We start from the raw sequence: 13091 nt of genomic DNA on the forward strand, positions 1-13091 counted from the left end.
CCGGGCCGACAGATCAAACACAAGGCACAAGCAGCCAGCCAGAGTACGAGTCAGGCGCGGCCGGAGCGACACGACCATCATCACAGCCGGAGTAGCCCTAGTTCGTGTTCGCGACCGACCAGCGGCCAGCGACCTTTGACGTCTGGCAAACCGGGCTCCCGACGCGATCGAAGATCCTTCCTGTCAATTCATCTTATGAGCTGTCCCGCATGAACTGTCGGGCACATTTCTTGGTGCGCGACTCCAGCCGGCTGGTGCGCGACGCAGGCCGCGACGTGTCGTGTCGGGTGGTGCACCACGAGTGAGGCGCCCTCGTGGGTTTGGCGCCCACCGGCCACCAGCTACCGGGGACGGGGCTCATGGCCTGGTGATGCGGACCTGGTAGCTGCCGTCGTCCAACTCTGCCACGACGGTCACGCCGATGCCGGAGTCCTCGTCCCGGAAGGTCTCGCCCGCTATGAAGGGCGCGTCGGAGAGCTCGGCGTGCACGTTGGGGCGGCGGGTGCAGCCTCCGCTCGCGGCCTGGCTGTCGGAGACGGTGATCGGGCCCTGGCCGGTGTCGATGTCGGAGTCGACCTTGTAGATCAGCACGCCCGGCCTGCAGACGGCCTCGTCGTTGCCCGCCGGGGTACGCACCTCGACGGCGAACCCCGCGCTTTCGGAGATCGGAGCGAAGGCCAGTTTGGTGCCGCCGGCGACGGCGAGGGGGGACAGGACGTGTTCGCTGGTGCCGCGGGTCGCGGCGCAGCTGATCTGGCTGTTGTCGAGCCAGCCGAGTTTCCACTTGTGCCAGCCGAGGAGGTCGTTGTTGGCCCCCCAGTCCTCGGACATGACGTCCCAGTGGCCGACGGCTGCTCCCCCCTCGGAGGTGTACAGGTCGGGGAGTCCGAAGACGTGTCCGTTCTCGTGGGGGAGGACGCGGTAGCCGGTCTCCTGGTAGGAGCCGGAACCGTCGTCCTGGCGGCTGTACACGAACGACGTGTTGGAGAGCGGGACCCCGTCGGCGACCGGCGCTTCGGCGTTGCCGGAGAAGGTCACGGAGAGCACGGTGTCGAGCGCGGACGGGCCGGCGTTCGGCGTGATGAGGATGTTCACCAGGTCGTACTGGCTGAAGTCCACCTCGCTGTCGGCGGCCGTGACGATGTGCTCGACGAGCCGGCGGTAGCCGGGTTCGTAGGGGGAGCCGCGACCGATGCCGTACTGGGCGAAGGGCATGGGCATGCGCAGCCAGTCGCGTATCGGAGCTTCGGGCCGGTAGACCAGTCGCCCGTAGGAGCTGGTGCGGAACCAGTCCGCGGTCTGGGGGAAGAACTCCGCGAGTCGGTCGAGGGCGGTGCCTTCGCCTTCGGCGTCCGGGAAGTCGATCATCAGGTTCAGTGCGCGGACCTCGCCGGTGGAGCGGGAGTAGCCCGGCGGCGTCGGTAGGCCCTCGGACATCTGGACGCCGAGGGTTCCGGTGATCTGGCAGGGGGAGAGGGTGGACTCGTTCGTGGTGGCCGCTTTGGGCCCCGCTCCGCCGTTGGTGTGGGGGGAGGTTCCGGTGCTCGCGGTGGCGGTGAGGCCGAGGGCGAGGATGGTCAGGCCGACGTAGGCGCGGGCTCGACCCGGTGGGCGTATCCGGCGGCGGGTCCGCGGCATGCCATCGCCTCACCTTCGGGCCTGAGGCAGCCGGCCGATCCCGATCTGCGCTCCGTCCTGGTCAGCCTGTGTCGGGTGTGGGCCGTGCGCCCGTCGAGCGCGGCCGATCGGGGCGGGGGATGAGCTTCCTGTGAGACAGGTCACATGAGCTCATGAAATAACCGGGGAGCGCCTCCCCGTTTACTCAAGCGTCACTAAGTGGGGACTCGATCCCCGCTTGAGTGGAGGCAGCACAGTCAGCCAGCACTGAGGAGATCGTCGTGGACACCGCCACCGTCGAGGGAGACGCCCTGCGCGCAGCGGGTGGTCGCGGCGCGTGCCAGTCACATGGCGATGCCACTTCGCAGGCGTACGCCGGCTGCGAGCGCACCACGCGCCCCCGTAAGGACGCGTTGCGCAATCGGGAGCGCATTCTCGCGGCGGCCCGCGAGGCTTTCGTCGAACACGGCGCCGAAGTGGCCATCGATGAGGTGGCCCGGCGGGCCGGTGTCGGCAACGCCACTGTCTACCGGCACTTTCCCGACCGTGCCGCTCTCGTCCACCACGTGGTCCTGTACGTCATGGGCCGCGTCATGGGCGAGGTGGAGTCGGCGCTGGATGCTGAACCGGATGCCTTCGCCGCCCTGCGGCGCTTCGTGCACGCCGCCGCGGACGAGCGGATCGGCGCCCTGTGTCCCATCCTCAGTGCGGGCTTCGACGGCGAGCACCCCGAACTCCTCGACGCCCTCGACCAGCTCGGTGGGGCGGTGGAGGGCCTGGTCGCGCGAGCGCGGGCGGAGGGCGGTCTACGGCCGGATGTGGAGTCCGGTGACCTGATGCTCGCGTTGACCCAGCTCAGCCGCCCGCTGCCGGGGGGCGCCTGCCCGGACGCGGATCGTTTCGTTCACCGTCACCTCCAGCTGTTCCTCGATGGGCTACAGGCTCCCGCCCGGTCCGAACTACCGGGTGCCGCAGTGACGTTGGGGGCGCTGCGGGGAGCATCGGTGGAACGCCGCCCATGAACTGACCGCCAACACCGGCCGACAGCAAGCTCGTTCGGGGGCTGCGCCCGGTGCGGGTGCGCGCCGGGCGCCGGTGAAACTTCCGGCACCCGCCCCTCGCCCGCGCCGTCCATCCGAAGGCGCACCCCCCTTGACCGTACGACTCCACAAGTGCTCAACCCGCCCGCCGCCCGCATCCCTTGAGGCCTCCAGGTGGGTGGGCCGGTCCCATCCCGGCGCTTGTCGAGCAGCCCGAAATTTCATGTCACTCCTCACGAAGTGGGTACATCCGTGTCCAAGACCGCCGAGTCGCTTGCGCCGGCCCCTGATCCAAGTCGCTGGAAAGCGCTGGTCTTCATCGCCCTTGCCCAGTTGATGGTCGTGCTCGACGCCACCATCGTGAACATCGCCCTGCCCTCCGCCCAGCAGGACCTGGGCATCTCCGACGGCAACCGGCAGTGGGTCATCACCGCCTACGCCCTGGCCTTTGGTGGTCTGCTGCTCTTCGGCGGGCGCATCGCCGACCTGTGGGGTCGCAAGCGGGCCTTCGTGGTCGGGCTGGCCGGCTTCGCCGCTGCTTCGGCGCTCGGCGGCGCCGCCACCGGGCAAGCCACGATGCTCGGCGCCCGCGCCCTGCAGGGCGCCTTCGGGGCGCTCCTGGCGCCCGCCGCGCTCTCCCTGCTCGCGGTGATGTTCACCGACGCCAAGGAGCGTGCGAAGGCCTTCGGTATTTACGGTGCCATCGCGGGTGGTGGCGGCGCTGTCGGCCTGATCCTCGGCGGCTTCCTGACCGAGTACCTGAACTGGCGCTGGACGTTCTTCGTCAACATTCCGTTCGCGGTCGTCGCCGCGGTCGGTGCCTATCTGGTCATCCGGGAGCCCTCGGGTACCCGTAACCGCGCTCCGCTCGACATCCCGGGTGTGCTCCTGTCCACCTTGGGGCTGGTGTCCCTGGTCTACGGCTTCACCCGCGCCGAGTCCGAGGGTTGGAGCGATGCGACGACCATCGGCCTGTTCGTCGGGGCGGCGGTGCTGCTGGGGGCGTTCGTCTTCACGGAGTCCAAGGTCCGTTCCCCCCTGCTCCCGCTGCGCGTTCTGACCGAACGCAACCGTGGTGGCGTGTACCTGTCGCTGGGTCTCGCCGTCATCGCGATGTTCGGCCTGTTCCTCTTCCTGACGTACTACCTCCAGGTCGTGAAGGGCTATTCGCCGGTGAAGACCGGCTTCGCCTTCCTGCCGATGATCGCGGGCATGATCACCGGATCCACCCAGATCGGTGCCCGTCTGATGACGCGGGTTCCGCCGCGGCTGCTGATGGGCCCGGGCTTCCTGGTGGCCGCCACCGGCATGCTGATGCTGACCCAGCTGGAGGTCGGCTCCTCGTACGCGGGGTTGATCCTGCCCGCACAGCTGCTGCTGGGTCTGGGTATGGGTACCGCGTTCATGCCGGCGATGTCGCTGTCGACGTACGGGGTAGACCCGGCCGACGCGGGTGTCGCCTCGGCGATGGTCAACACCTCGCAGCAGGTGGGCGGTGCCATCGGTACGGCGCTGTTGAACACCATCGCGGCCTCCGCCACCACCTCCTACCTGGTCTCGCACGCTGCTGACGGCGCCGGGGGAGGCGCTGCGGCGCAACTGCTCCAGGCGCGGGCGATGGTGCACGGCTACTCCTCCGCCATCTGGTGGGCAGTGGGCATCTTGGTGACCTCCGCGGCGATCGCCCTGGCGCTGATCAACACCGGAAAGCCTGGTGCCGGCGCCGTGGCGGCCTCCAGCGAGGACGGCGAGGACGCGCTCCCGATCCCGGTGGCGGTCCACTGACGCCACCCGTGGAGGTTTCCCCTTCGTGAGGTCCGCCCCCGTTCCTGGCTGGAACGGGGGCGGACGCGTTGGTGGGGGGATTTCGGAGGTGCAAGAAAAGAGGTATGGTTGAGCATTCAACTAAATGCTGTTGACCCTACGGAACAGGCCTTGGCCATACCCCGCCGGAGGAACCCCATGAGCACCCCGCAGGAAGCGCCCGCCGTACCCGTACCGGCCCGGATGCCCGCCCTCTACCTCAGCCACGGCGCGCCGCCCCTCGCCGATGACCCCCTCTGGCCCGGGCAACTCGCCGCATGGGCGGCGGAGCTGCCCCGTCCGCGCGCCATTCTGGTCGTCTCCGCCCACTGGGAGGAGGCCCCGCTCGCACTCGGCTCCGTCGAGACCCTCCCGCTGGTCCACGACTTCTGGGGCTTCCCCGAGCGCTACTACGAGGTCCGCTACGCGGCTCCGGGTGCCCCCGAACTCGCCGCGGACGTGCGGGCCTTGCTCCGGGGACCGGGGAGACCGGTGCAGGACGTGCCCGATCGGGGGCTCGACCACGGCGCCTATGTGCCCCTGGTCGAGATGTTCCCGAAGGCGGACATCCCCGTGCTGCAGATCTCCATGCCCACCCTGGACCCCCGGGAACTGATGGAGATGGGGCGCCGGCTCGCCCCGCTGCGCGAGGAGGGGGTGCTGATCATTGGCAGCGGCTTCTTCACCCACAACCTGGCCGCGCTGCGGGGCCCCGCCGGCTCCGTGCCAGGCTGGTCCGCCGAGTTCGACGCGTGGGGCAGCGAGGCGCTGGCCGCACAGGACGTCGACGCCCTGCTGGACTTCCTGCACGAGGCGCCGTCGGGACGGCTCGCCCACCCCCGCACCGAACACTTCGCACCGCTGTTCGTGACCTTGGGCGCCGCGCACGCCGCGGGTGACCTGGCGGCGAACCGGCAAGTGATCGACGGCTTCTGGATGGGCCTGGCCAAGCGCTCCGTACAGTTCGGCTGACCGGCTCCCGGTGAGGTGCGGGCGGCCTCCGTGAACGTGCGGAGACCGCCCGCGGGGCGCATCGTGCTGGCTCGGACCGGGTGCGGGGGCGCGCGTCACTGGGTGTGACGCGGCTGCGCGCCGATCGTGTTCGAAAGGTGGCGGGGGCCGGTCTTCCGTTGGCCGGCCGGGTCCGAGCCGGACCGCCGACTCAGCTCCGTCCCGTGCCGCCGAGGTCGCGGGGCACGCGCCGCGTCACGAATTGCCGTTGTCGCCCGGCGCGGGATGGCCGGGAGTGAGTTCCATCCAGTTCTCGTCGCACGTCAGGATGCGGGTTCCCATGTCGTTGTCGATCTCACAGGTGGTCTCGTAGACGGCGCCGTCCGTGGTGAGGACCTCGATGGAGACGCCGTCGGCCGAACTCGTCTGGGAGGCGATGGAGATGGCGCACGCCCCGTCCGGGAAGCCGTACTGCGGGTCGCTGCCGTCCGTGAGGTCGTACCAGAGGAAATCGCTGGGATCCGGCTGGAGGTTCCGGATGCCGGCGTAGGCGCGGTCGCCGGTGAGCACGGCCTTGACCTCTTCGGCGTTGCTGGGCTTGTAGGCGTCGACATCGGAGCACGGTCCGGGGGGACCCTGGGGGCCGCGGGGACCTTGCGGCCCTTGAGGCCCCTGCGGTCCGGGGGGTCCGGGGGGTCCGGGAGGTCCGGGGGGACCTTGGACGCACTTGGTGTCTCCCCCCTGGCTGCCCGCCGTCTTCGGCTTCGCCGGCTGCACGCTGCACGGGTTGTCCCCGCCGCCGGTGTCCCCCACGCTGGCGCTGGTGGACCCGAGCTGGGGGGCTGCCAGTGCGGGGCCTGCCAGTCCGGTGCAGAGCAGGGCCATGGACGCGACGGTGCTCGCCGCGAGCCACCTGCCCCGCTGCGGCCCCGGCAGGGGCGTTGGTTTGTGGTCAGGACGCATAAGTGGGTCTCCCTATGGTCGGCTGATCTCAATGCGTCGTGGTGCGTCAGGGAGCTTTACTCCTGACCCACCGCAGGAAGTGGGACGCCGGGCCGCGGCCGGGGCGTGCATCACCTCCGCGCAGCAGTTCAACCACCCGGACGACGCAGTCCCGCTGGGCGTTCGAGCCGCCCGGCCATCGGGGAAGGAACAGGCATCCGAGTGTCATCCGGGTGTGCCGCATTGCGCCCGTCCCCGGCCCCGGCGAGAGTGCCGGGCATGTTCCGAACTCGCACCCGCAGGACCCGCACGCCCCTCACCGCGATTGCCACCCTGGCACTGGTCGCCGCCGTGCTGGCCGGGTGCGGTGGTTCCGGTTCGCCGGGCGGCAGCGCAGGCCCCCAGCTCGGGCCGGCCGCCGTGCGGGCCGCCCTGGCGGCCGAGGTGCAGCGGGACATCGCGGCTGCCTGGCCGAAGATGACCGAGGTGTGGACCGGTAGTGACCACGGACGGCGGGTGCTGATCCTGGCCGGTGCGCCCGGCGAGGGCGCGGAGGTCATCGATGTTGCCGGGGTGACCCGGGCCACTGCCGCCGACCTCGCCCGGGCCCGGATCGAAGTGCCACCGAGCGGATACGCCAAGGCCACCTGGCGGGGACGCGCAGCCGTGGTGATGGCCGGGCCGGACCCCGTCATCGCAGCCGAGGCGATGAGGGTGCCCGGGGCACGGGCGGCCACTTCCCGGCTGATCGCCACCGCCGCCACCCGCGAGAGTTTCCGGCTGTACGACCAGCGCCCGGGGACCGACCGGGCCTGGCCCGCCCTGAGCGACACGGCCGAGGAGCATCTCGGCCACGGAGCCCCCCTCCCGCCCTCGGCCGCCCCGCGGTTGTACCGGGCATCGCTCATCAACGCGCTGCGCCTGGCCTGGTTGGAGCCCGAGCGGCGGCCCCACCACCTCGCCGCCGCGGCCTACTGGCAGGGCCGCTGGGCGGACGGCTCACCCGAGGAGTACGCCGCGGCCCGGCACCTCGACCTCCTGGAGGGAGTCGGTGGCTATGTGCAGACCGCTTCCGCCCTGCTCATGCCGCACAGCGGGAACCCGCGCACCTACAAGAAGCAGCTTGCCTACGACGCCTTCGCCCACCGGACCGGACCGGCTGATCCTGACGCGGAGAGCCGTGAGATCGGTGGCCTGGCCTGTCTGATCATGGCCGAGCAGGAAGGCGCCGGCGAGGAGGTCGAGGGCTGGCAGGAACAGCTGGTCGAGAGCGGCACCACGCCGGCGGAACTGCTGCTGGACGAGATTGAACCGGCCGGTCAGCGCGAGGACACCGAGCTCGCCCGGCGGGTCGCCGAGGAGACCGCGGCCGAGCGGACAGTCCTGGCCCGTACGGTCGACCCGATGCTCAAGGCCTACCGCGACCGCACCACGACGCTCCTGCTGGTCCCGTCCACGGCCCTGCGCGGGCCCTTCCTGGCCGGCGGTCAGCACATCGGCCCCGAGGGCTCGCCGCGCCAGATCTACGGCGGTGTCCAGGCCGCGTACGAAACGTCCTCCGGCGCGGTGGAGTTCACTGGGCGACCGGCCTTCGAGGACACCGTTGACTCCAAGCGCTACCTCGTCGTCCCGATCGACCCGGCCGACCCCGCGACCCGGCTGACCGGACGGCACCTCGTACTGGCCGCGCCGCGCCTGGCAGGATCCCTCGACGTCACCGCGACCACGCGCAACGGCCGCCGGCTCCTCATCGCTCGTTGAGCCCGCGGGCGGGCGAGGTGGCTGGAAGGGTCCCGTCTGTCGAAATCTCGCCGTTGGCACGGGCAACCCGCCGCGCGCGTGAGCCGTCTTTGGGTACGGGAGCGGGCCGCGGCAGGGGCTCCGGGCCTCCGGTGACCCGGGAGCCACATCAGTGACCCACTCCTGACCTGCGCCTTCGTGGGACCGGACCGTCTCCGGGCGGGAAAGTCGCGAAGGATACTGCAAGATCGCAAAAATGGAGGACCGGCGCGGGAATTCTGTCCCGATTCCAGTCGTTGTTTCCTTCGGATGGCGATGCTCGGGAGAGTGTCGGCAGCCACTAGCAGACAGCACAAACGCCACACCGCGACCGAACTCATCGCAAGGGAGCACGCATGGCAACCCGCGCCGTCGCCCGTCGTAAGTCCGACACGGCTAGCACCGTTCGCGCCGTCAGCGGGGAGATCGCCGACCGCGACTTGGTCGGCATGTACCTGGACGAGATCGCGCGCACTCCGCTGCTGGACGCCGCGAAGGAAGTGGAACTCTCCCAGATCATCGAAGCCGGTGTGTACGCCCGGCAGATCCTGGAGGGGGCGGTGGACAAGGAGCAGCTGGGGAGCTCGGCCACCACCGCCGAACTGGAGCGCCTAGTGGCCGAGGGGGAGAGCGCCAAGGACGTCTTCATCCGGTCCAACCTCCGCCTGGTGGTCGCCGTGGCCCGGCGCTATCCGCGCAGTGGCCTTCCGTTGCTCGACCTGATCCAGGAGGGCAACGCGGGCTTGGTGCGGGCTGTTGAGAAGTTCGACTACGCCAAGGGTTTCAAGTTCTCCACCTATGCGACGTGGTGGATCCGACAGGCCATCACCCGCTCGATAGCCGACCAGTCCCGCACCATCCGACTCCCCGTTCACCTGGTCGAGGAGCTCGGCCGGATCCGTCGGGTCCAGCGCGAGTTCAACCGGGAGCACGGCCGGGATCCCGAGCACACCGACATCGCCGCAGAGCTCGACACCACACCGCAGCGCGTGGGCGACGTGCTCGACTGGGCCCGAGACCCGGTCAGCCTGAACATGTCGGTGGACGACGAGGGCGAGACCCAGTTCGGCGACCTGCTGGAAGACACCTCGGCGGTCTCTCCCGAGCAGTCCGTCATCTCACTGCTGCGCAGCGAAGAGCTCGAAGACCTGATAGCCAAGCTGGACCAGCGCACGGCATCCATCATCAAGATGCGGTACGGCATCGACGACGGCCGGGAGCGTACGCTGACCGAGGTCGGCAAGCAGCACGGACTGACCCGGGAACGCATCCGGCAGATCGAGAAGCACGCCTTGTTGGAGCTCAAGCGGATGGCGCACGACACCGGCTTCGACGCGGTGGCCTGACCTCTGGTAGCACGCGTCCCGCGTGCACCTCACCTACCGCCCCCGGCGCCTCACCCCCCCCCTGGCGTCGGGGGCTCTCCCCGCCTCCCTGCCGGCGGCCCCGGTCAGGTCCGGGCGCCCGCGCCGCTGAGTCGGGCGCCCAGCTGCGCCGCGCACCGGGCCAGCTCCAGTGGTTCCCGGACGGTGAACGGGTGCCCCATCAGCGCCAACCGGGCGCAGAGCCAGTCCATGGACCCCGAGGACTCGAAGCGTGCCCGGCACCGGCCCTGCCCGGCCGGCTCCACCAGCACGTCCAGCCAGCCGGGGGAGCCGGCTGCCACCACCTCGGCGGGCGCCTCGAACTCCACCTCGACCTGGTAGGCCTGTTGCCGTGGGTGGATCGAGCGGGCCACGAACGCCGCGGCATCGCCCAGCGGCAGTTCACGCGGGGTGAAGCGGGCCCCCGTGGCCAAGGGCTCGCTCACCCGGTCCATTCGGAAGGTCCGCCAGTCGGCCCGGTCGAGGTCGTAGGCGACGAGGTACCACCGCCAACCGGTGCTCACCAGACGATATGGCTCGGTCAACCGCTTGCTCTCGGTCCCGTCGCCCGCCCGGTAGGCGAACCGGAGCCGCTCGTGTCCGGTGGCCGCCGCAGCCGTGGTGGTCAGCGCCTGCGGGTCGATGCTCGCCCCGTCCCCGCGGGTCAGCGGCAGGGTCGCCGTCTGCAAGGTGCTGACCCGGCGCCGCAGCCGAGCCGGAAGTACCTGTTCCAACTTGGCGAGAGCCCGTACGGAGGCCTCCTCCACACCCTCGATCGCGTGGCTCGCGCCGGCCCGCAGACCCACCGCGATCGCCACGGCCTCCTCGTCGTCCAGGACCAGCGGTGGTAGTGCCGTACCGGCGACCAGCCGGTATCCGCCGACCGCTCCCATGGAAGCCTCGACGGGATACCCGAGCTCCCTCAACCGGTCGATGTCCCGGCGGATCGTGCGCGAACTGACCCCGAGCCGCTCGGCGAGTTCGGTACCGGGCCACTCCCGTGGGGTCTGGAGCAGGGACAGCAGTGTCAGTAGTCGTGCAGGAGTGTCCGTCATGGGATCCAGCCTCGCCGGTATGTAGGACGCATTCTGTCCTACATACCTTCTACCGTCTCCTTCATGAGCACCGAGACGCCAAAGTCCCAAGCCGCGCCGCCCGCCCCCGATGCAGAGGCAGTGGCCACCGCACCCGACCGACGCCGCTGGTTGGCCCTGGCGATCGTCATGACCGCCGCCTTCATGGACCTCGTGGACGTCACCATCGTCAACATCGCGATACCCAGCATGGAGCGCGACCTCGGCGCCTCGTTCTCCGCGATCCAATGGATCACTGCCGGATACGCACTCGCCTTCGCCGCCGGCCTGATCACAGGAGGCAGGCTCGGAGACATCTACGGGCGCAAGCGGCTCTTCCTGATCGGCATCTCCGGCTTCACCCTCGCCTCGGCGCTCTGCGGCTTCGCCGCCAACCCCGACATGCTCGTCGCCTCCCGACTCCTCCAGGGCGCCATGGCGGCCATGATGGTCCCCCAGGTGCTGGCCATCATCCACGCCACCTTCCCGGCCGAGGAGCGCGGCAAGGTCTTCGGCATGTTCGGCGCGGTGGTCGGGCTCGGAGCCGTGTCCGGGCCCCTGCTCGGTGCGCTGCTCACCCAGTGGAACCTCTTCGGCCTGGAATGGCGCCCGATCTTCCTCATCAACCTGCCCGTGGGCATCGCCGGCATCCTGCTCGGCCGCCGCTTCATCCAGGAGTCCAAAGCCCCCAAGGCGTTGCGCCTCGACCTGGTCGGCGTCGTACTCGCCACCTGTGGTCTGCTGCTCCTGATCTACCCGCTGACCCGCGGGCGGGAGCTCGACTGGCCGCTGTGGGGATTTCTGTGCATGGCCGCCAGCCCGCTGGTCTTCGCCGCCTTCGTCGCGTACGAGAAGCACAAGACCCGTAAGGACGGCTCACCGCTCGTGGAGCTCTCGCTCTTCCGGGTCAAGAGCTTCGCTGCGGGCGTCACCGTACAGTTGACCTTCGGCATCGCCTGCGGGATCTTCTTCCTGGTCTGGACGCTGTACATGCAGATCGGGCTCGGCTGGAGCGCCCTTCGGGCCGGAACCACGGGCATTCCTTTCTCCATCGCGGTTTCCGTCGCAGCGGGCGTGTCGGTTCAAAAGCTGGTCCCGCGTTTCGGGCGCAAGGTCCTCCAGGCTGGCGCCCTGGTCTTCGCGTCCGGACTGCTGCTCTACATCTGGGAAGCCGGTCGGTACGGCATGGCGATCACCTCCTGGCAGATGGCTGCCCCACTCGTCGTCATGGGACTGGGGATGGGGCTGATCGTCGCCCCGCTCACCGACGCCGTACTCGCCGATGTGCCGCGGGAGCATTCCGGCTCCGCATCGGGCCTGATCAACACCACCCAGCAGATGGGCAACGCCCTCGGCCTCGGCCTGGTCTCGGTCGTCTTCTTCGGCGTCATCGACGAGGAGTCGCTCCGCCCAGAGACCCTCGGTCCGGCCTTCGTCGACGGTTTCCAGAACGCGCTCTGGTGGGTCACCGCAGTCGTGGGCGCGATCTTCCTGATCATGTTCGCGCTGCCGGCCCGACAGCGGGCCCATGCTGAAGCGGCTGCCCTCGACGTGGAACCCACCTCGACCACGAGCGCGAAGGAGGCCGTCCCGGCTGCCTGAGCCGTGCACAACTCGCCGGCCCTGTCGCCCCGCTATGGGGGCGGGGCCCAGGCGTGTGGCAGGGGCCAGGAAGCGGGCAACCAACGGGAATGCCGTGGAAGGGGGTGCAGCCGAGGGGTTTGCAGACGTAGGCTGCGCGCCACCGTTGAAAGCGTTCAACACCGCCCTCCACCGAGAAAGCGGCCGAAGATGTCTGATCCCTCCGCAGCCGACAGCGCGACCACCCCCACGCCGAGCACGGCGTCCTCGGACTACACCCGGCGCCTCGTCCACCTGGAGACGTCCGGGATCAAGCGCCTGCTGCCCACCCAGGCGCCCTACCGGTGGAACCTGCGCAGGCTGCGGCTGGGCAGAGTCCTCGACATCGGCTGCGGGCTCGGGCGCAACCTCCTCAACTGCGAGCCGGGCAGCGTCGGCGTCGATCACAACCCGCATTCCGTGCAGACCTGCCGGGATCGGGGTCTGATCGCCTACACCCCCGAGGAACTGGCCGCCGCGCCCGACTGCGGCCCCGGGTCCTTCGACAGCCTGCTGTGTGCCCACGTGCTGGAGCACGTCGACGAGGAGACGGCCTCCTCCCTGTTGGAGCAGTACCTGCCGCTGGTCAGGAAGGGCGGCCCGGTGGTGCTGATCACTCCGCAGGAGGTGGGTTACCGCACCGATGCGACCCACATCCGCTGGGTGGGTTTCGAGGAACTGCGTGACCACGCCTGTCGGGCCGGCATCGAGGTGAGGCGCAGCTACTCCTTCCCCTTCCCCCGACCCGTGGGCAAGGTCTTCCCGTACAACGAGTTCGTCCTGGTGGGCAGGGCTCCCCGGCAGGACTGAGGGCCACGATTGCTCCTCGGCAGGCCAGCGAGCATCGGCGACGGCGGGCCGGGAGACGGAGGGCGCGAGTCCTGCGGCGCCCTCCCGCACCC

General features: G+C 70.0%; 10 protein-coding genes. 7 read left to right on the forward strand and 3 right to left on the reverse strand.

Translation table 11 applies throughout. From position 1 onward, the window contains the following. Positions 1-357: 357 nt before the first annotated feature. Positions 358-1638 carry a M6 family metalloprotease domain-containing protein gene (locus ACFYMC_RS13655; RefSeq protein ID WP_388523471.1) on the reverse strand — a complete coding sequence of 427 codons (1281 nt, stop codon included), beginning with the start codon at positions 1636-1638 and terminating at the stop codon, positions 358-360. Positions 1639-2030: 392 nt separating this feature from the next. Here ACFYMC_RS13655 and ACFYMC_RS13660 point away from each other — a divergent pair, with 392 nt between their 5' ends. From ACFYMC_RS13660 to ACFYMC_RS13670, 3 genes are all read left to right on the forward strand, one after another. Beyond that, on the forward strand, positions 2031-2639 hold the full coding sequence (locus tag ACFYMC_RS13660; protein WP_388523816.1) for a TetR/AcrR family transcriptional regulator: 609 nt from the start codon (positions 2031-2033) through the stop codon (positions 2637-2639). A 270-nt stretch (positions 2640-2909) separates the two neighbouring features. Beyond that, complete coding sequence (locus tag ACFYMC_RS13665; protein WP_388523474.1) at positions 2910-4442, forward strand: MFS transporter; 1533 nt, start codon at positions 2910-2912, stop codon at positions 4440-4442. Positions 4443-4664: 222 nt separating this feature from the next. Continuing rightward, entirely contained in the window at positions 4665-5432 is a 768-nt protein-coding gene (locus ACFYMC_RS13670; protein WP_388523819.1) for a dioxygenase, read from the forward strand. Positions 5433-5666: 234 nt separating this feature from the next. On the opposite strand, the gene ACFYMC_RS13675 is transcribed toward ACFYMC_RS13670, so the two are convergent. After that, positions 5667-6374: a hypothetical protein gene (locus ACFYMC_RS13675; RefSeq protein ID WP_388523477.1), complete on the reverse strand. Its 708-nt coding sequence runs from the start codon at positions 6372-6374 to the stop codon at positions 5667-5669. A gap of 258 nt (positions 6375-6632) precedes the next feature. Here ACFYMC_RS13675 and ACFYMC_RS13680 point away from each other — a divergent pair, with 258 nt between their 5' ends. Further along, the gene (locus tag ACFYMC_RS13680) at positions 6633-8114 is read left to right on the forward strand and encodes a hypothetical protein (protein ID WP_388523480.1); all 1482 of its coding nucleotides are present in this window, start codon (positions 6633-6635) and stop codon (positions 8112-8114) included. A 374-nt stretch (positions 8115-8488) separates the two neighbouring features. Beyond that, the gene (locus tag ACFYMC_RS13685; RefSeq protein ID WP_388523483.1) at positions 8489-9478 is read left to right on the forward strand and encodes an RNA polymerase sigma factor RpoD/SigA; all 990 of its coding nucleotides are present in this window, start codon (positions 8489-8491) and stop codon (positions 9476-9478) included. 104 nt (positions 9479-9582) lie between these two features. Here the strand turns inward: ACFYMC_RS13685 and ACFYMC_RS13690 are convergent, their stop codons facing one another. After that, entirely contained in the window at positions 9583-10551 is a 969-nt protein-coding gene (locus ACFYMC_RS13690; protein WP_388523486.1) for a helix-turn-helix transcriptional regulator, read from the reverse strand. Between the two features lie 63 nt (positions 10552-10614). Between ACFYMC_RS13690 and ACFYMC_RS13695 the strand changes: the two genes are divergently transcribed. Both ACFYMC_RS13695 and ACFYMC_RS13700 read left to right on the forward strand, forming a co-directional pair. Beyond that, positions 10615-12171, forward strand: coding sequence for an MFS transporter (locus ACFYMC_RS13695; protein WP_388523489.1), 1557 nt, complete (start codon positions 10615-10617; stop codon positions 12169-12171). Positions 12172-12360: 189 nt separating this feature from the next. Beyond that, the gene (locus tag ACFYMC_RS13700) at positions 12361-12999 is read left to right on the forward strand and encodes a class I SAM-dependent methyltransferase (protein WP_388523492.1); all 639 of its coding nucleotides are present in this window, start codon (positions 12361-12363) and stop codon (positions 12997-12999) included. Positions 13000-13091: the final 92 nt, after the last annotated feature.

The sequence above is a fragment of the Streptomyces sp. NPDC006879 genome (genome assembly GCF_042869595.1).
In the GTDB taxonomy this organism is placed as follows: domain Bacteria; phylum Actinomycetota; class Actinomycetes; order Streptomycetales; family Streptomycetaceae; genus Streptomyces.